General features: G+C 69.3%; 20 protein-coding genes. 9 read left to right on the top strand and 11 right to left on the bottom strand.

Annotation, left to right across the window (positions count from 1 at the left end; all coding sequences use genetic code 11):
- Window positions 1-248: 248 nt before the first annotated feature.
- Window positions 249-908: a CG0192-related protein gene (locus ACYVI5_RS12665; RefSeq protein WP_460580473.1), complete on the bottom strand. Its 660-nt coding sequence runs from the start codon at window positions 906-908 to the stop codon at window positions 249-251.
- A gap of 44 nt (window positions 909-952) precedes the next feature.
- On the opposite strand from ACYVI5_RS12665, the gene ACYVI5_RS12670 reads away from it, so the two are divergent.
- The 6 genes from ACYVI5_RS12670 to ACYVI5_RS12695 all read left to right on the top strand — a co-directional run bounded on the left by ACYVI5_RS12670 (window position 953) and on the right by ACYVI5_RS12695 (window position 6,034).
- A complete protein-coding gene (locus ACYVI5_RS12670) occupies window positions 953-1,933 on the top strand; it encodes a protein kinase family protein (RefSeq protein ID WP_460580474.1) in 981 nt (326 codons plus the stop codon).
- Between the two features lie 22 nt (window positions 1,934-1,955).
- Window positions 1,956-2,210: a ribbon-helix-helix domain-containing protein gene (locus ACYVI5_RS12675; protein WP_460532635.1), complete on the top strand. Its 255-nt coding sequence runs from the start codon at window positions 1,956-1,958 to the stop codon at window positions 2,208-2,210.
- The gene (locus tag ACYVI5_RS12680) at window positions 2,207-2,587 is read left to right on the top strand and encodes a PIN domain-containing protein (protein WP_460580475.1); all 381 of its coding nucleotides are present in this window, start codon (window positions 2,207-2,209) and stop codon (window positions 2,585-2,587) included. Before ACYVI5_RS12675 ends, ACYVI5_RS12680 begins: the two co-directional genes overlap by 4 nt.
- A gap of 101 nt (window positions 2,588-2,688) precedes the next feature.
- Window positions 2,689-3,117: a pyridoxamine 5'-phosphate oxidase family protein gene (locus ACYVI5_RS12685; RefSeq protein WP_460580476.1), complete on the top strand. Its 429-nt coding sequence runs from the start codon at window positions 2,689-2,691 to the stop codon at window positions 3,115-3,117.
- 68 nt (window positions 3,118-3,185) lie between these two features.
- The gene (locus ACYVI5_RS12690; RefSeq protein ID WP_460580477.1) at window positions 3,186-4,304 is read left to right on the top strand and encodes an NYN domain-containing protein; all 1,119 of its coding nucleotides are present in this window, start codon (window positions 3,186-3,188) and stop codon (window positions 4,302-4,304) included.
- A 29-nt stretch (window positions 4,305-4,333) separates the two neighbouring features.
- Window positions 4,334-6,034 (top strand): amidase, encoded by a 1,701-nt coding sequence (locus tag ACYVI5_RS12695; protein ID WP_460580478.1) that lies wholly within the window; start codon window positions 4,334-4,336, stop codon window positions 6,032-6,034.
- A gap of 47 nt (window positions 6,035-6,081) precedes the next feature.
- Here the strand turns inward: ACYVI5_RS12695 and ACYVI5_RS12700 are convergent, their stop codons facing one another.
- The 5 genes from ACYVI5_RS12700 to ACYVI5_RS12720 form a co-directional block, all read right to left on the bottom strand.
- Entirely contained in the window at window positions 6,082-7,428 is a 1,347-nt protein-coding gene (locus tag ACYVI5_RS12700; protein ID WP_460580603.1) for a pyridoxal phosphate-dependent decarboxylase family protein, read from the bottom strand.
- A gap of 188 nt (window positions 7,429-7,616) precedes the next feature.
- Window positions 7,617-8,048, bottom strand: a complete 432-nt coding sequence (locus ACYVI5_RS12705) for a protein-tyrosine phosphatase family protein (protein ID WP_460580479.1) — start codon at window positions 8,046-8,048, stop codon at window positions 7,617-7,619.
- A gap of 7 nt (window positions 8,049-8,055) precedes the next feature.
- Window positions 8,056-9,147 carry a tryptophan--tRNA ligase gene (trpS, locus tag ACYVI5_RS12710; protein ID WP_460580480.1) on the bottom strand — a complete coding sequence of 364 codons (1,092 nt, stop codon included), beginning with the start codon at window positions 9,145-9,147 and terminating at the stop codon, window positions 8,056-8,058.
- Between the two features lie 173 nt (window positions 9,148-9,320).
- Window positions 9,321-10,025: an ASCH domain-containing protein gene (locus ACYVI5_RS12715; protein WP_460580481.1), complete on the bottom strand. Its 705-nt coding sequence runs from the start codon at window positions 10,023-10,025 to the stop codon at window positions 9,321-9,323.
- Window positions 10,026-10,072: 47 nt separating this feature from the next.
- Window positions 10,073-10,798 carry a tyrosine-protein phosphatase gene (locus ACYVI5_RS12720; protein ID WP_460580482.1) on the bottom strand — a complete coding sequence of 242 codons (726 nt, stop codon included), beginning with the start codon at window positions 10,796-10,798 and terminating at the stop codon, window positions 10,073-10,075.
- Window positions 10,799-10,927: 129 nt separating this feature from the next.
- Here ACYVI5_RS12720 and ACYVI5_RS12725 point away from each other — a divergent pair, with 129 nt between their 5' ends.
- A complete protein-coding gene (locus tag ACYVI5_RS12725) occupies window positions 10,928-11,269 on the top strand; it encodes an Asp23/Gls24 family envelope stress response protein (RefSeq protein ID WP_460580483.1) in 342 nt (113 codons plus the stop codon).
- Between the two features lie 14 nt (window positions 11,270-11,283).
- Here ACYVI5_RS12725 and ACYVI5_RS12730 read toward each other — a convergent pair whose 3' ends face one another.
- The 5 genes from ACYVI5_RS12730 to ACYVI5_RS12750 form a co-directional block, all read right to left on the bottom strand.
- Window positions 11,284-12,072 carry a hypothetical protein gene (locus tag ACYVI5_RS12730; RefSeq protein ID WP_460580484.1) on the bottom strand — a complete coding sequence of 263 codons (789 nt, stop codon included), beginning with the start codon at window positions 12,070-12,072 and terminating at the stop codon, window positions 11,284-11,286.
- Between the two features lie 123 nt (window positions 12,073-12,195).
- Complete coding sequence (locus tag ACYVI5_RS12735; RefSeq protein ID WP_460580485.1) at window positions 12,196-12,579, bottom strand: RidA family protein; 384 nt, start codon at window positions 12,577-12,579, stop codon at window positions 12,196-12,198.
- 61 nt (window positions 12,580-12,640) lie between these two features.
- Entirely contained in the window at window positions 12,641-13,372 is a 732-nt protein-coding gene (locus ACYVI5_RS12740) for an IclR family transcriptional regulator (protein ID WP_460532599.1), read from the bottom strand.
- A gap of 4 nt (window positions 13,373-13,376) precedes the next feature.
- A complete protein-coding gene (locus tag ACYVI5_RS12745) occupies window positions 13,377-15,041 on the bottom strand; it encodes an N-acyl-D-amino-acid deacylase family protein (RefSeq protein ID WP_460580486.1) in 1,665 nt (554 codons plus the stop codon).
- Window positions 15,041-16,405, bottom strand: coding sequence for a type III PLP-dependent enzyme domain-containing protein (locus tag ACYVI5_RS12750; RefSeq protein ID WP_460580487.1), 1,365 nt, complete (start codon window positions 16,403-16,405; stop codon window positions 15,041-15,043). The genes ACYVI5_RS12745 and ACYVI5_RS12750 overlap by 1 nt, the downstream gene beginning before the upstream one ends.
- A 59-nt stretch (window positions 16,406-16,464) precedes the next feature.
- Here ACYVI5_RS12750 and ACYVI5_RS12755 point away from each other — a divergent pair, with 59 nt between their 5' ends.
- Both ACYVI5_RS12755 and ACYVI5_RS12760 read left to right on the top strand, forming a co-directional pair.
- Entirely contained in the window at window positions 16,465-17,427 is a 963-nt protein-coding gene (locus tag ACYVI5_RS12755) for a sugar kinase (RefSeq protein ID WP_460580488.1), read from the top strand.
- A 16-nt stretch (window positions 17,428-17,443) separates the two neighbouring features.
- Window positions 17,444-18,046 (top strand): bifunctional 4-hydroxy-2-oxoglutarate aldolase/2-dehydro-3-deoxy-phosphogluconate aldolase, encoded by a 603-nt coding sequence (locus tag ACYVI5_RS12760; protein ID WP_460580489.1) that lies wholly within the window; start codon window positions 17,444-17,446, stop codon window positions 18,044-18,046.
- The last annotated feature ends 31 nt before the right edge of the window (window positions 18,047-18,077 follow it).

Genomic DNA, 18,077 nt, shown 5'->3' on the forward strand with positions numbered 1-18,077 from the left:
CTCAACAAACTCAATCGGTTGTGCAAGTGCTCGCCCCGAGCGCAGCACAGTCTAGGACCGCCGCCCGCGTCACCCCCGATTCAGGTCGCGCAGACGGCCCCTACTCCCACCGCATAAGGGCCGTCTTCGCGACCTGAACGTGGGTGGTGGACGTGCCGGAGCGGCCGGGCACTCAGTGGCCGACCGTGAACCGGCGGTTCTCGTGCTTCGGGTCGGCCAGTTCGTCCACGAAAGCAGCAGCCCTCCGCTCAGCGACCGACCACGGCGAGCAGCGCTCCGCTGGCGCCGGCCCAGTCGCCGAGGAGCAGACCATCGCCGTCCTGCGGCTGCCCGGCCTGCTGCGCTCCGAGATCGCGCACCAGACGCACCCGCACGTCACCCGCGTTCACGACGGTCGACACGACATCGCTCTCGCACCTGAGCGACGACGCATCAGCGGGCGTAGCCGGCACCGGGGCATCCGGATGTCCACTCCCGCGCACGTGCGCATCGCCGGGCTTCACCGTGCGCTCGCCGTTCTCCTCGTAGTACTGCTCGACTTCCCGGTCCCCGGTCACAACCGCGCGCACCAGTTCGGCGATGTAGACAGGATCGCCCGTGGCGTCGTACACCCACCGCGTGCCCAGCACGCTGTGGTGGGTGTTGCCGATGAACGCCGCCTCCCCGTTCTGCAGCGGCGCCTCGCGGTAGGTCAGCGGCACCTGGAGCGTCACGGCTGCGGTCGGTGCCTGGCAGCGAACGAGCAGCGTCTCGATGCCGACCTTGCCTGCCGGATCGTCGAAGCGATACGCGGCGATGCGTTCGAGTTGCGCGCTCGCCGCCTGCGGCCAGAACGGTTGCGAAGGCAACCAGGCGGCCAGGAGCTCGAGCTTGGACGGAACGAGTTCTGCGTGATGGATGAGCGCCATGCGCCCACCCTGGCACACGGACGCCTGCCCTACGCTGGCGTAGCATGACGGATGCTGCGCGCGACGGCGTCGTCTCTTCCCGGATGCACGATGGTCAGCTCGACATCGACGCGTCGATCGTGGCGGCACTCGTTGCGGAGCAGTTTCCGCGCTGGGCGGCGCTCCCGGTGCGCCCGGCTCCTGGCTCCGGCACGGTGAACGCCCTGTTCCGCATCGGCGACGACCTTGCAGCCAGGCTGCCGCTCGTCGTCGAGGATCCGGATGCCGCACTCGCCGCCCTGCACCGCGAAGCGGATTCCGCGCACGAGTTCGCGCTCGCCACGCGCGTTCCGGCTCCCACCGTGATCGCGATCGGCGAGCCGGGTCACGGCTACCCTGGCCCGTGGTGCATCACGACGTGGATCGACGGTGAGCTCGGGACACCGGATGCCCTGGCGCACGCGACCGGGTTCGCCCGCGACATCGCCGCCCTGATCCGCGACCTCCGCGCGGCGCCCGTGAATGGCCGGTCGTTCCGCGGCGCAGGCCGCGGTGGCGACCTGCGTGCGCACGACGAATGGATGGCCACCTGCTTCGACAACAGCGGGGGCTTACTCGACGTCGCCGCCTTGCGTGGGGCATGGGCGATCTTCCGCCGTCTGCCGCGACGCTCGCCCGATGTGATGTCGCACACCGATCTGATCCCCGCCAATCTGCTCGTCCGAGACGGGCGCCTCGCCGGAGTGCTCGACGTCGGCGGCTTCCAGCCGGCCGATCCCGCGCTCGATCTCGTCGCGGCGTGGCACCTGCTCGAGGAGCCCGCACGGAGTGAGTTGCGTGCGGCGTTGCGGTCGGGCATCGGTTTCGAAGGTGGTGACGAAGCCGGAGAATACGATGAAGCGCTGGAGTGGGCGCGCGGCGCAGCCTGGGCGTTCGAGCAGGCCATGGGGCTCGTCTGGTACTACCGCGGGAGCAACCCGGCGATGAGCGAACTCGGAGCGAGTACGCTGCGACGCATCATGGCATCCGACGTGCTGTCGTTCTGAACCCCGGTGTATATTGTGGTGTATGCACCGCACCAACATCTACCTGGATGATGAGCAGACGAGCGCCCTCGACCGGCTTGCCGCCGAGGAAGGCGTCTCCCGGGCCGAGGTCGTGCGGCGCCTGATCGATCGCGGGCTGGCCGGTGGAGACGGCGATCTCGCCGCCGATCTGGGGGCGATCGACGTCTCCTTCGGGTCTCTGGCCGAGATCGAGTACCCCGAGCGCGAATCGGGAGAGCGCGAACGGCACCTCGAGCAGATCTGGCACGACGCGTGATCCTGATCGATACCGATGTACTCATCGCCCACCTGCGGGGTCACGAGCGCGCTCGCGAATGGTTGCGCGCTGTGCGCGTCAGAGGACCGCTCATGGTGAGCGCAGTCACGCTGACGGAGCTCACCGGCGGAATGCGCTCCGAAGAGCGTCGGGACGTGTGGGCACTCGTCGGCGCTCTGCACGTCGAGCCGGTGACCGAGGTGGTGGCTCGACGCGCGGGCGAGTTCATGCGCACGTACCGGCGAAGCCATTCGGGCATCGGCATCGCCGACTACCTCATCGCGGCGACGGCGGATGTCCGTGGTGCGGAACTTGCGACCCTGAACGTGAGGCACTTTCCGATGTTCGCCGGGCTGAGGCCGCCATTTCGGCTGTAGAGGCGATTGAGGTGAGAGCACCGCGAGCGTGCTCGCGGTGCCGAGCCGAGTGAGCCTTTGAGCGGCGAAGCCGCGATAGCGAAGTCGAGGGGCTGGAAGTCATGGAACTGGACGAGAAGCAACGCGCCTTTCTCGAAGGCCACCACGCGGCGGCGATGATCACGAACGGCCGCGACGGCATGCCGAAGGCGGTGCGAGTCGGCGTGGTGCTCGTCGATGGCCGCATCTGGAGCAGCGGAACGCAGGGGCGGGTGCGCACGCGCAGGCTGCGCCGCGACCCCCGGTGCACGCTGTTCGTCTTCGACGAGGCGTATGCGTACCTCACGATCGAGGGCACGGTCACGGTGCTCGACGGGCCGGATGCTCCGCAGCAGAACCTGCGACTGTTCCGCATCATGCAGAACCGGCCGGAGGGCCCGCTGAGCTGGTACGGAAAGGAGCTCGACGAGGAGGCATTCCTTGCGCGCATGGCCGAGGAGGAACGTCTCGTGTACGAGCTGACGCCGTCCCGCGCCTACGGCCTGGGGTGAGTTCACGCGGTCGCGGGCTACGCTCGGAGCGTGCCGCGGCCCACGCAGCGGTCAGCGGAAGGAAGCCCATGGCCGATACCACCGAAAGCCGCGTCGCCGTCTACATCGACTTCGACAACATCGTCATCTCGCGCTACGACCAGGTGAACGGGCGCAACTCGTTCCAGCGCGACCGGGTGCGGCAGTTCACGCCAGACGAGACGGCGGATGCCTCGCTTGCCGCGAAGCTGGATGCCTCGACGGTCGACGTGGGTGCGGTGATCGACTTCGCGGCGTCCTTCGGCACGCTGGTGCTCACCAGGGCGTACGCGGACTGGTCGGCACCGGTGAACGCGGAGTACCGGCACCAGCTGGTCGGCCGCGCGGTCGACCTCGTGCAGCTGTTCCCGGCGGCGGCGTACGCGAAGAACGGTGCAGACATCCGTCTCGCCGTCGACGCCGTCGAAGACATGTTCCGTCTGCCCGATCTCACGCACGTGGTGATCGTGGCCGGCGACAGCGACTACGTTCCGCTGGCCCAGCGCTGCAAGCGGCTCGGCCGTTACGTGGTCGGGATCGGCGTCGCGGGATCGACCAGCCGCACGTTGGCTGCGGCGTGCGACGAGTTCTACACGTACGACGCGCTGCCCGGAGTGGAGCGGCCGACGCCGCCGGCGAAGGCGACGAAGACGGCCGAGGAGTCCGGAGCGGCCCAGGAGTCCGGAGAGGCAGATGGCGCCGAGGTTCCGGCCGCGACATCCGCCAAGTCCCCCGCGGGGCGCTCGCCGAAGGCGAAGTCGGCGGCGAAGGCCGGCACGTCGAAGCGGGAGACAGCGACTGCGCGGGAACGCGCCGAGCTCGACGCGCGGGCGGATCTCGAGAGCGCCGAGCTCGACGACGCTGACGACGCCGGCCGTGATCGTCAGGAGGAGGCGACGGGCCTCCTCGATCGCGCTTTGCGCATCGGGCATGAGAAGGACGACTCGGAGTGGCTGCATTCCTCCGCGGTGAAATCGCAGATCAAGCGCATGGATCCCTCGTTCAGCGAGAAGCAGCTCGGCTACCGGTCGTTCTCCGACTTCATCAAGTCCCGCCCGGAGATCGCCGAGCTCGATGACAGCAGTACGACGCAGCTCGTGCGACTGAAGCCGCAGCCGGATGCCGCGGGGCCTGCACCGAAGCGCTCCCCACGTCGCGCGAAGGGCTGACGCAGGCGAGATCGGAGACGGAACCGAGCATGTTCGACGTGGTCGAGGCATCCATCGCGACGCTGCGTTCGGCGCTCGAATCCGGCGACACGACGTCTGTCGAGTTGCTGGAGGCGTACCTGAACCGCATCGACGCCTACGATGCTCCGGGCACCGCCACGGCATTGAACTCGGTGGTCGTACGCAATCCCGAGGCGGCCGCGGATGCCCGCGCAAGCGACGAGCGGCGAGCGGTGGGAGCGACGCTGGGGCCGCTGGATGGCATCCCGTACACCGCCAAGGACAGCTACCTGGCACGCGGGCTGACCGCGGCCGCCGGCTCGCCGGCGTTCGCGGATCTGTTGGCGCAGCACGACGCGTTCACGATCGAGCGGCTACGCGCCGCCGGAGCCGTGCTCATCGGCCTGACGAACATGCCTCCGATGGCCAACGGGGGCATGCAGCGCGGCCTCTACGGCCGTGCCGAGAGCCCCTACAACGCCGACTGGCTCACGAGCGCGTTCGGCTCGGGATCGTCCAACGGGTCGGGAACGGCCACCGCCGCGAGTTTCGCCGCGTTCGGGCTCGGCGAGGAGACATGGTCGTCTGGCCGGGCGCCCGCGTCGTGCAACGCGCTGTGTGCGTACACTCCCTCGCGCGGCATCATCTCCGTGCGCGGCAACTGGCCGCTGGTGCCCACGATGGACGTCGTCGTGCCGCACACCCGCACCATGGCAGATCTGCTCGAGGTGCTCGAGGTGATCGTCGCCGACGATCCCGACACACGGGGCGACTTCTGGCGGGCGCAGCCGTGGGTGCGGATCCCTGCCGCCTCCTCCGTGCGGCCGAGGTCGTACCCCGAGCTCGCGGGCGGCTCGTTGCATGGCAAGCGCCTCGGCGTGCCGCGCATGTACATCAATGCGGATCCGGATGCCGGCACCGCCCGGCATCCGGGCATCGGGGGCTCGACGGGGCAGCGCATCCAGACGAGGGAGTCCGTGCTTGAGCTGTGGCGCGCGGCTCGCGCCGACCTGGAGGCTGCGGGAGCGCACGTGGTGGAGGTGGACTTTCCCGTCGTCACGAACTACGAGGGCGACCGCCCAGGCGCTCCGACCGTCTTCACCCGCGGCCTCGTGTCGCCCGAGTTCCTGCACAGCGAGATCGTCGACCTCTCTGCCTGGGCCTGGCAGGACTTCCTCGCCGCCAACGGAGATCCGGAACTGCACGATCTCAGCACGGTCGACGGCGAACAGATCTTCCCCGCGCCGGCGAGCGCGCTGCCCGACCGATACACCGGCTTCGACGACGACATCGCGACGTACCCGCGAGTGGTGCGCGAGCATCCGTACGCGGCGTTCACCGACATCCCGCACCTGGAGGCGGGCGCGCGAGGGCTCGAGGAGACGAGGCGCATCGATCTGGAGCAATGGATGGACGCCCTCGGCCTCGACGCCGTGGTGTTCCCCGCCGTCGCCGACATCGGCCCCGCCGATATGGATGTGAATCCGGCTTCGGCCGACCTCGGCTGGCGCAACGGGGTGTGGGTCGCCAACGGCAACCTCGTGCCGCGCCACCTGGGTATCCCGACCGTGACCGTGCCGATGGGCACGCTGAGCGACATCGGTATGCCGGTCGGGCTCACGTTCGCCGGCCGTGCGTACGATGACACGGCGCTGCTCGCGCTCGCCGCCGCGTTCGAGGCGAGCGGGCGGCGCCGCACCACGCCGCCGCGCACGCCGCGGTTGCCGTAGCAGCTTCGCTTGGGCCATCGCGGCAGGTGGACTCCCGCCGGAGCGCGTCACTGCATCGTGTCGAGGATGCCCGCCAACGATTCGAACGTGGTGCGCGGGTTGAGGATCGCGAAGCGTGTGTTCGGGCGCCCCGCGTGCGAGCTCGGCACGACGAACGCGCGCTGATCGCGTAGCAGCCGCGCCGACCACGCGTCGTAGTCCGACCTCGACCAGCCCTCGCGTTCGAACACGACCACCGAGAGCTGAGGCCGGCGCACCAGGCGGAACCCGTCGCGGGAGTCGATCTCGTCGGCGATACGGCGCGCCAGAAGGATGGAGACGGTCACGGCGTCCCGGTACGCCGCGGCGCCGTGTGAGGCGAGCGAGAACCACAGCGGAAGGCCACGAGCGCGACGGGTCAGCTGCACCGCGTAGTCCGACGGACTCCACTCGGCCGCCTCAGTGAGCGTGTCGAGGTAGTCGGCATGCTGGGTGTGTGCGCGGCGTCCCGCCTCGGGGTCGCGGTAGATGAGTGCGCACGCGTCGAAGGGGGCGAACAGCCACTTGTGCGGATCGACGATGAGCGAATCCGCGCGCTCGACTCCGGCGAAGAGCGGGCGCGCCAGCGGCGACAGCATCCCCGCGAGGCCGTATGCCCCGTCGACGTGCAGCCAGAATGCGAACTCGTCCTTGAGCGCTGCGATGGATGCGACGTCGTCGACGATGCCGAAGTTGGTCGAACCTGCGGTGGCGACGACGGCGAACACGCGGTCCCCGAGCCGCTCGAGCACGGGGCGCACGGCGTCGCCGGTCAGCCTGCCGGACGGTCCCGGATCGACGGTGACGATGTCGACATCCATCACCCTGGCTGCCGAGACGATCGACGAGTGCGCCTCCGCGTTGCACACGACGACCCGACGACCGCCCGGGTTCGCGACGCGGGCCGCTGCGGACTCTCGCGCCGCCACCAGGGCGGAGAGGTTGCCGAGAGTGCCGCCCTGCACGAAGACGCCTCCAGCGCTCTCGGGCAGGCCGAACTCTGATGCAAGGAAGGACAGCACCTCGTTCTCCGCGTACACGGCGCCTGACCCCTCGAGCCAGGATCCGCCGTAGACGGCGGTGGCCGACACGACGAGGTCGAACGCGGTCGCCGCCTTGGTGGGCGCGGTCGGGATGAACGACAGGTAATCCGGATGGTCCGTCGTGATGCAGGCGGGCGCCAGCACGTCCGCGAACACCTCGAGCGCTCGTTCCGCACCGATGCCACCCTCGGTGACTGTCGCCCCTGACCGCTCCCGCAGCTCGAGCTCGGTGGCGGTGTGATCGAGCGGAGTGGTGGTGGAGAGCATCCGTTCCCTCGCGTAGGCGAGCACCGCGTCGACGAGCACGACCGTCTCATCGGTCACGGCATGCATGCGGTCGCTGCGGCTCACGGCGACTCCTCTCGGTCCGGCCGCGGCCTCGCTCACCACCTCGGCTGCGCGGCGCACGGCGATCCATCATCTCGCAGCGCACGCGGGACACTGCGGTTGGGCGTCTTCCCGGCCGGACGGGTTTCTTTCCCGCCGGGCACGTGCACAGGCGCGGACACCCGCGAGGTGCCTCAGATCGGCGTGCGCTCCACCCAACGTCGCTGCCGGAATGTCTCCACAGCACGCGGCCGATAGTTCGTCCGCACCCAGGCGATCGCATCCCCGCTCGGAATACCGCTGAACCGCGCGAGGATCGCCAGCGCCGAACCTGTTCGCCCCGTACCGCCTCCGCAGGCGATCTCCACCTTCGATGTGGCCGCCCGGTGGAACACTTCAGCTAACGCGCCGATCGCCTCCGCGGTGGAGTGCGGCAGACGGAAGTCCGGCCAGCGCACCCACCGGAACTCCCAGTCCGGTTCCACGTGCGGTTTGCCCGTGAGGTACAGGCCGAACAGAGGCGTCAGCTCACCGCCCGGCGTTCCCTCGTGGAGCCCTCGGCCGCGTACGCGCGTGCCATCGGGGAACGTGACGACTCCGGCGATCTGCTCGTTCCAGGCATCCACGGGTCCATTATTCAATCGCCGGGCGCGGTGTGCGATGGGCGATCTGCGACGACCGGTTCGCGTAGTGCATGCCCATGCGCTCTCGGACCTCGTCCATCGTCGTGTCGGCGATCCGATTCGCGCGTCGGTTGCCCGCGGCAAGGATCTCCTCGACGAGACCGGGTTGCGCGGCGAACTCGGAGCGGCGCGCGCGATGCTCGGCGAGGAAGGCGTTCACCGCCTCGCTCGTGAAGTGCTTGAGTGCGCTGCTCCCCCTCTCGCCAATCATGTCGGCCACCGCCTCCGGAGTGGAGCTCGTGCACAGCGCCGCGGTCGAGAGCAGTCCTGCAACACCTGGCCTCTGGTCGGGGTCGTAGGTGATGCGGCGATCGCTGTCCGTGCGCACGCGCCGGATCACCGCCGCCGTCTCTTCAGGAGTCATCGACAACGCGATCGCGTTGCCGTAGCTCTTCGACATCTTTCGCCCGTCGAGGCCTGGGATTTCCGGTGTGTCCGTCACGAGGGCGTCCGGCTCGGGGAACACGACGCCGTACCGGTCATTAAAGCGGCGAGCGATCGTTCGGGTGAGTTCCACATGCGGGAGGTTGTCCTTGCCGATTGGAACGAGGTTGCCCTTGCAGAACAGGATGTCCGCGGCCTGGTGAACGGGATAGGTGAGCATCAGTGCGCTCAACGCCCTGCCGGATGCGAGCTGCTCCGACTTCACGGTGGGATTCCGGCGCAGCTCCGCCTCGGTGACCAGGCTCAGGAACGGAAGCATCAGCTGATTGAGAGCGGGCACCGCCGAGTGCGTGAAGATCGTCGTCCGATGGCGATCGAGGCCGGCGGCGAGGTAGTCGAGGACTGCCTCGCGAACGTTGTCGGCGACGCTCGCTGCGGTGTCGCGATCCGTGATGACCTGGTAGTCGGCGAGCACGACGAAGGTCTCGACGCCGAGCCTCTGCAGCCGCACGCGTTGCCGGATCGTGCCGAAGTAGTGACCGAGATGTAGCAGGCCGGTCGGTCGCTCGCCGGTGAGCATCCGGAAGCTCGACGGATGCTCGCGGATCCGATCCTCTAGTGCCGGCATCCGTGAACGAGTCGTTACGAATGAGTCCATCTGATATCCCTCCACAAGAAGGGCTGCACGGATGGATCCGCCGCGAACTCAACGCGGGCTGCCGTGCAGCCCGCGAACATGCGTCAACCGGCTGCTACTGCAGCCACCACCACGAAGTCGAACGCAGGGAACGCATGGCTCAAGGGTACGCCGGTCGCCAGGCTCGCCTTGGACTACCGCAGGTGAAAGCGAACGAAGTCGACGGCCGCGTCCTCTGGGATGCCTGGGTAGTGACCACGAAGCCCGGCGCGCAGGTCGTCGGCCGTTCCTCCGCCCTCGAGGCGGGCATCCTCGTCGGTGAGCTCGTCGAGGCGCTTCGTCTCGATCGATTCGACGATTCCCGGGAGTCGTTTGTAGCCGTCATCGAACTCGAACACGAGCCAGGCCGGCCCCGGCGCGCACGGATCGTCGAATCGGGTCGTGGCGGTCTTGCGTCCGGATGCGACCGCGTCGTAGTAGCGCGGGCTGAAGCGGATGAAGCGCTCCGGGCTCGCCTCCGGCCCGGCGTATGCGTATGGGAGCAGGTGACGAATCGGAACCGTCGTGAGCTCGTGCCCGTGCGGCACGATGACGAGGCAATCGGGGTGCTGGTCCAGCAGCGCCTGCCGGCAACGGCCGCACGGCGATATCACGCCGCGCCCCTCGTCGCCGACGGCCACCATCGTCGTGAGCGGTCCGGCAGCCGCAGACGCGGCGACTCCGAGCACGACGAGTTCGGCGCATGGGCCGCCGGTGAAGTGGTACTCGTTGACAGCGGTGAAGATGCGACCGGTCGTGTCCATCGCCGCCGCGGCCACAGTGTGATTGGGATCCCCGATCAACTGCTCGGACTGATGCAACGCCGCGTCGAGGACTCGTTTCTCGGGTGGGTAGAGCACCGAACCATCCTGTCAGCAATGGAACGGCGGCTCGCTCCGACCTGCGATCAGGTCTGATCGGTCAGGAGGCCGCACAGCGCCACACAAGTCGGTTCGTCCACTGTTAGCAGGCCGAAGGCCTCGTCGATGTCGGCCACGAACGCTCGCACGAACGGCTCGACCTCGGTGAGCCAGGCATCCACTTGCGCGGGCGTCCAGGACGCCTGTCGGTCGTTCGTGGGTACTGCGTGCGAGGCCGTGCCGGCCATGGCCCGCACCGAGGCCGCGTAGTCGGCGAGGATGTCGTCAGCGCTCACCCCCGCATTGGCAAGCAGGAGAGCGCTCATCATGCCCGTGCGATCACGACCCGCGGAGCAGTGCATCAGGATGCCCGGCCTCGCGGAGGCGACCGCGACCAGCGCACCTCGTACGTGACCGGGCAGGATGCGCAGATTGTGCCGCCAGTACTCGGGCGAGTCGAGAATAGGCATGCACACCGCCTGGAACTCCGGGTGGCCCTGGTCCTCGGTCGGTGCATGCACGATCGAGAGAGTTTCAAGGGGCTCGGCCATCGGATCCGTTTCCCGGCGGCCGATCTCGCCCTCGTTGCGAAGGTCGACGACCGACCGCAGGCCCCAGCTCTGGGCCGCGACCCACCCGGCATCCGTGAGCAGTTCGCGGCGGGGACCTCGGGCGATGCGGCCCGCGATCGTGGTGCCGGTGCGTGAGAGCGGCGTGGGGAGGCCGCCGAGATCGCGGACGTTCCGGCATCCGTCCCAGTCGAGGTCGCGCATGAGTTGAAGATAGAAGGCCGTGCTGGGTGGTTCCCGGCTAAGCGGGCCCGGGACACCCGATCGCCCGTGTCAACCCCTGCACCGCGCCGGGCACCGTCCGTAGACAAGGACGACGGCGAAGGGTGAATCATGACCGAATCCGGAATGACCAAGCCGACGCGCGGCATCGCGCTTCTGGTGGTCGGGATCGTGCTCACCGTGATCGGCGTGATCGCGATGTTCTTCTTCGGATTCGGCACGCCAGGCAAAGACACCGCGCTCAACAACGCGGTCTGGGAGACGTCGCTCACGATCGGATCCGCGATCGTCACCGGTGTCGGCATCCTGCTGATCCTGATCGCGATCGTGCGCAGACGCCGCCGCGGCTCGCTGTCGCAGCAGGGCAGGTTGCCGGCCGAGTTCGGCGGTAATCCCGAAGCCGGCACCGGAGGCACCTCGGAGGAGATCGCCAAGGACGACCGCGACCGCTGAGCGGCTGACGGGGCCTAGCTCTCGAAATACTCGACGAGTCGCGACCAGCGCCCGGCGATCGGCACGGGCGTGTCGGCCACCTCGATCCGCGCATCGGGCAACCGCTTCGCGTACCGGTTCGCGGCGGACCTCCGCTCCTTCGTGTCGCTGGTGAGGATGAGCGCGGACGCCCGGATCGCGTCCAGGCTCTCGTCCAGCACCTGCTGTTTGACGGCGGCGCGATCCGCATCTAGACCGGCCTCGCCCTGTTCGCGCGCGATGGCGAGCATCCGTTGCAGCCGAGAGCGGAGCCCGGCGAACTCGGAGGCCGCGTCACTGTCGATGCCGGGCATCAGCCGGTCCACGTCCCACGCGTCGCTCTCCGCAAGCGACCGGGCGGCCTGGCTGAGGGTCATCGGCTCGACGAAGGCCACCGCAGAGACCTGATCTCCGAGCGCTGCCGCAAGCGCTGCCGCGTAGATGCATCCTTCCCGCCACCCGAACACAGCCAGGTCGCGATAGGCGGCGTGGCCGATGGACTCCGCGTCGGTGCGGCAGGTCTCGAGGAACTCCTGCACGTCGAGCACCCAGCGCTGCGGCGACGGCTGCGGGGGCACCGTCCACGGGTCGGACGAGCCGTACCCGGGCCGGTCGAACGACAGGATGTCCAGCGGGCACGTGTCGGTGACGAGCGGGTCCGGGTCGAAGCCGCCGGCTCCCGGGGCTGGATGACAGAACAGCACCCACCGCGATGCGAACGGATTGCCTGCGGCGGTGATGCCCATTCGCCGCTTGTCGGAGAGCTCGAACTGCCGTTCGCTCACGTGCGCATCCCCTCATCTTCGACTTTTCCGGATGCTTGAACAGTAGCGACCACGGCACCGCCGCCGGCAGGCCTTGACCGCGTGCCGGATGCTGTTAGGTGGTCGGCACCGTGCTCAGCGCGGTCACTCCGCCGGCAGCACCGCCACCACGTCGATCTCGACCAGGATGTTCGCGAGCTGCGACCCGACAGTGGTGCGCACCGGGTACGGCTCGGCGAAGAACTCCTGGTACGCCTCGTTGAATTCGGCGAAGTCGGCGAGATCCGCCAGGTGCACAGTCGTTTTCACGCAGTCGTTCAGGGTCAGACCACGCTCGGAGAGGACGGCGGTCACGTTGCGCAGCACCTGCCTGGTCTGCTCGGCGACACCGTCAGGAACCGCTCCCCCGTTCGCTGGGTCCTGCGGCCCGAATCCGGCCGTGTACAGGAATCCGTTCGCCACGATGCCCTGGCTGTAGGGCCCGGCAGGCTGCGGAGCATTCGTGGTGCGGATCGCGGTCTTCGTCATGGTGACTTTCCCTTCTGTGGTGGTTCTCGTGTGCGCAGCTGAAGCGGATGCGTGTGCTCGGCTAACCGAGTTCGCGCGAGATGCGCCCTGCGGTTTCGCGGAGCAACGGCAGTCGTGTCTCGAGCTCGCCGAGGTCGTGCACGACCCGGAGCGCGGTGAGCGACAACGCGCCAACGACGCCCGCAGAGCTCGTGATCGGAACCGCGACGCAATTCACAACCGCCTCGAACTCGCCGTCGTCTGCCGCCCACCCCTGGTGGGCGACCCGCTCGAGTTCGGCGTCGAGCCGGGCACGCGTGGTGATCGTGCGGTCGGTGTAACGGCGCCACTCGACTCCGGCGAGAACGTCGTCGCGCCGGGTGACGGGGAGGCCGGCGAGGATCGCCTTGCCCAGCGCGCTGCACTGCGGCCGCACCGGCGAGCCCACGCGGGAGTACAAGCGCACGCGGCCGGCATCCTCCACCTTGTCGACGTACACGATCTCGTCGTCGACGAGCGCCGCGACGTGCACGGTGTCGCCGACGGCGCGGTGCAGCCGGCGCACCGCGCCGTGGGCGGCCTCGCGCAGGTCGAGACTCTCCAGCGACGCCGCGCCCAGCACCGCGAGGCGGAAGGCGGGCGCGTACGTGCCGTCGTGACGGCGACGCGCGAACCCCACCTGCTCCAGCGTCTGCAACTCGCGGAACATTGTCGAGCGATGGATGCCGAATTCCTCCGCCAGCTGCGCCACCGTCTTCGGCTGGGCGGCGATGGAGTCGAGGATGCCTGCGGCCCGCTTCACGCTCTGCGACACGCGATCACCCCTCCCCCTCGATGTGGCGACGGGACACGGCAGCGGCCCGGGCAGCACGGGGCGTGCGCTTCAGTCCGCGGCCCGGACGGGCATCTGTCAGCTCTCCGCCCGCCAGCACCTGAGTACCGGCGACGACAACGTCGTCGATTCCGACTGCCTCTCGCAGGGGCTCCTCGTACGTAGCGGTGTCGGCCACCGCCGACGGGTCGACCACGATGAGGTCTGCCACCGCGCCGCGCCGCGCCACCCCGCGATCGCCGAGCCCGAAACGCGCGACAGACCCGTACGAGAGGTGCTGCACCGCCTCCGGCCACGCCCAGGTGCCCGTCTCGCGCACATACTCGCGCAAGAAGCGAGCGAACGTTCCGCGTGTTCGCGGATGCGGGTGCGCCCCGACGAAGATGCCGTCCGATCCGCCGAGGTGGGCCGGGTGCGCGAAGATGCGGGCGAGCTCGCTGACCGGCCGGGCGTGCCGCACCGCCATCACGACGTTGACCTGCAACCGGCACTCGAGCAGCACGTCGAGCGCGAAGTCGATCGGATCGGACCCTGCCCGCTGCGCTGCATCCGCGATCGTGAGCCCGTGCGCCCAGGCGAGCTGCGGCGCCGCCACGTGCGCGAGCGTGAGCATGTGCGGCCAGTCCGGGCCGAGGCTGGCGTTCTTCGCGACCCGCGGGAACCAGTCCCTTCGCAGTCGCGCACGCTCCCCCGGGTCGCCGAGGGCGCGCACCACCTCGTCGACCGGATGCACGGACAGTTCGGGCGGCAGCAGGGGCATGCCGAGCAGGCTGCAGCCGCGCGTGTACGGATACGCGTCGAACGTCGCATCCGTTCCCGCCCGCGCCAGCTCATCCAGCTGGCCCAGCACGATGTCGGCGTCCGCATGGAAGTGCGAGACGTGCACCGGGAGCACGTGGCCCGTGTGTTCGCGCACCAGCTCGGCGATGCGCTGCATCTCACGGATGCCCGCGCTCGCATTCGCCTCATACCCGCCGCGCATGTGGCTGACGTACACGCCGCCGGCGAGCGCGACAGGATCGCACAGCACCGCGATCTCGTGAGTTGACTGGAAGACTCCCGGTACGTAGTCGAGTCCGGTGGACAGCCCGACGGCACCCTCGCGCATACCCCGCTCGACCAGTGCGGTCATCGCTGCCAGCTGATCGGGCGACGCGGGCTCCTGCGAACGCCCGCACACCTCGAAGCGCACGGTGCCCGCCGGAATCAGGTACGCGGCGTTCAGACGGGATGCGCCGTCGACGCCCGCGAGCAATGCCGCCACCCCACCACCCCGGTAGGTCGGATGCGCACCGTCGATCGCCGCGAAATACTCGGAGGCGTACGCGCCGTCGCCCGGGGCGTACGAGACGCCGTCCTGGCCGGCGATCACCGTCGTGACGCCCTGCTTCAGCAGTGCGCGCTGCACGTGCTCGTCGGCGAGCAGGCCGTCGGCGTGCGAGTGCGCGTCAACGAATCCGGGCAGAACGAGGCGGTCGGTGCAGTCGATGACGCGGTCGCCCGGGCGCGCTTCGACCTCGCCCACCTCGGTGATCACCCCGTGCGCGATCGCGACGTCCGCACGCCGCGGCGATGGAGCATCCGTGCCGCCGACGGGCGCGTCGACGACAGCGCCGTCGCGCAGCACGATCCGTTCCGAGTCGCTTCCCATCAGAAGTACGTGCGCACCAGCTCGACGACGCGTCCGCAGTCCCACGAGTCCACGACAGGCAGCACCCGCCACTTGTCGAACGCCGTACACGGATGCGAGAGCCCCAACGCGACCACGGAGCCGATCGGCGCGACGGCTCCCGCCGACTCGAGGCCGCCGGTCGCAGCATTCGAGGTATCCGCACCCCAACGCAGGAACGCATGCTGGTCGTTCAGCGCCGTAACGGAGGCGTCAGTCAGGGGCGACCAGGCCTCTCCGAGGTCGGCCGCAACCTGCCGGGCGACCGGGAGTCCTTCGTCGTACGGAAAGTCGCGCTTTCCGCCGTCGAGCAGTGCGAGCCCGGGTTCCGGATGCGACACCACGCGCGCGATCCCGCGCATCGCCGGACGAAGCCGTGGTCCTTCCGCGTCCGGCGCCGCCTCGTCGAACGGCGAGATGCCGCGATAGAACCCGTCGTCGTGAATGAGGTATGCGCCCGATCGCAGCGTGAACAGGGTGCGTCCTCCGCCAGGCCGGGGCGGAGCATCCGCACTCGCGCCCGCCTGCGCGTACACCTCGGCGACAAGATCGAAGTACGCGCTGCCCCCGGCGGTGACGTAGACGTCGCCGTCGTCATACAGCCGCTGGATGCCCTCGTGCAGCTCGATCTGCCGCATCAGGTACTCGCGCACCACGCGTAGCCCGGCCTCCGAGCGGTCGTGCGCCAGGCTGCCCTCGTATCCTGCGACGCCCGCGAGGCGGAGCACGGAAGACGATGCGATGCGCTCGGCGATCGCCGTCGCCTCGGCGATGCTGCGAGCGCCGGTGCGGCCGCCACCCATGCCCAGCTCGACGCAGACATCCACCGGTCGTGCAAGCGCGAGGGATCGCAGCGTCTCCTCCATCGCGGCGACCGTGTCGAAGGAATCGGCCCAGCACACGAACCGCAGGGCGGGATCCGCCAGTTCACCGGCAAGGTAGGTGAGGGCACGGCGATCGACGACGGAGTTCGCGAGCATGATCGAGTCAAGCCCGAACGAGCGCGCCGTGCGCACCTGGCCCATGGTGGCCAGCGTGATGCCGAGCGATCCGGTCTCCAGCTGCCGCTGCCACAGCGCGGGCGCCATCGTGGTTTTGCCGTGCGGCATGAGGTGAAGGCCGCGTGCGCGCGTCCATTCGCTCATCGTCGCCGCGTTCTGCCGCATCGCCTCATCGTCGAGCACGATGAGCGGGGTCCAGAACTCGCTCAGCTCGGGTGCGGTCGCGAGGAACTCGGCCGTCGTCATACCGACCGCCCGCGTGGGCACGCCCTTGTCTCGAGCGCTCAGCCGCTCCGCGGTGAACCCATCGAGCCGCAGCCGTTCCGTCATGGCATCCCTTCCCATCGTGTGCAAATGCTACAACGCACGTTGCAGCGAACGCATCCGCTGCTCACACTGGATGCATGTCCTCCCCCATCCGGCGCACCGCGGGTCACCTGCGTCCGCGCCTCATCGCCGTGGGCGAGACCATGGCGATGATCACGCCGGCGCACGCCGAACCACTCGCCACCGCGAACGAGCTGCGGCTGCACGTGGGCGGCGCGGAGTCCAACGTGGCGATGCACGCGGCGGCGCTGGGCATCCCGAGCGCCTGGGTCAGCGCGGTCGGCGACGATGCGCTGGGCGAACGCATCCGTCGGGAGGTCGCCGCGCGCGGAGTCGACGTGGGCTGGGTCGTCGTCGACCCGCACGCGCCGACCGGGGTGTACTTCAAAGATCCGGGCAACGGCGTTCTCTATTACCGTCGCGGTTCGGCCGCCTCCTGCATGACGGCGGAGTCGATCGCTGAGATCCCGCTCGAGCAGGCAGAAGTGGTGCACGTCTCCGGCATCACCCCGGCGCTCTCCGCGGACTGCGCCGCACTCATGGATGCCCTCGTCGAGCGAGTGTCCGGCAGTGAAGGCGTGCTGAGCTTCGATGTGAACCATCGGGCTCCGCTCTGGGAGACCGGAGCGGCGGCCCCGCTTCTGCTCGGGCTCGCCAGGCGCACCGACCTCGTGTTCGTCGGACTCGATGAGGCGAACGCGCTCTGGGGATGCGAGACCGCGGCCGAGGTGCGCACCCTGCTTCCCGAGCCGGAGCGGCTCGTCGTCAAGGACGGCGACGTGGGCGCCACGGAGTTCGAGCGACGGGATGACCGCGACGTCGAGACATTCGTTCCGGCCATCCCGACGGTCGTGGTCGAGCCGGTCGGGGCGGGCGACGCGTTCGCCGCCGGCTACCTTGCCGCGTTCCTCAACAACGCAGGCTCCGAAGACAGGCTGCGCGCCGGTCACGAACGCGCGCACCTCGTGCTGCAGTCCACGAGCGACTTCGTTCCGGAGCAGCCGGCGTCCGAGCCGGCCCGAACCGACGCTCCCCGATGAAAGGCGGATGCCCCGCATGACAGACAACGCAGCCTTCGGCGACCTCTTCCAGGGCGTGCCGCTCATGGCCATCCTGCGCGGCATGGGCGTCGAGCGCAGCCTGAAGGTCGCGACCACCGCGTGGGACCTCGGCATCCAGGCCGTCGAACTCCCCGTGCAGACTCCCACCGACGTGGAGGCGCTTCGCGTCGTGGCAGACGCCGCCCGCGAGCGCGGCTTCGTCGTGGGTGCGGGCACCGTGGTCACGCCGGAGCACGTGCGCCAGTCGAAGGATGCCGGTGCCGCCTTCACCGTGAGCCCTGGCTTCGACGTCGAGGTCGTCCGCGCCTCGCATGAAGCAGGGCTACCCGCGCTGCCCGGCGTGGCGACGGCATCCGAGGTGCAGGCGGCATTGAAGGAGGGCCTGACCTGGCTCAAGGCCTTTCCGGCGTCCCTGCTCGGCACCGGGTGGTTCGGGGCGATGCGCGGGCCGTTCCCGCAGGCCACCTTCGTGGCAACGGGCGGCATGGATGCCTCCACCGCCCCCTCCTTTCTGAACGCCGGGGTGCGCGTGGTCGCCGTCGGCTCCGCGCTCGAAGACCCTGAGCAGCTGCCGGCCCTGGCCGCCCTACTGCGCTGATCCAGTTGGTTGAGCTCGTCGAAACCGCCGC

It is taken from the genome of Humibacter ginsengisoli (genome assembly GCF_054780095.1).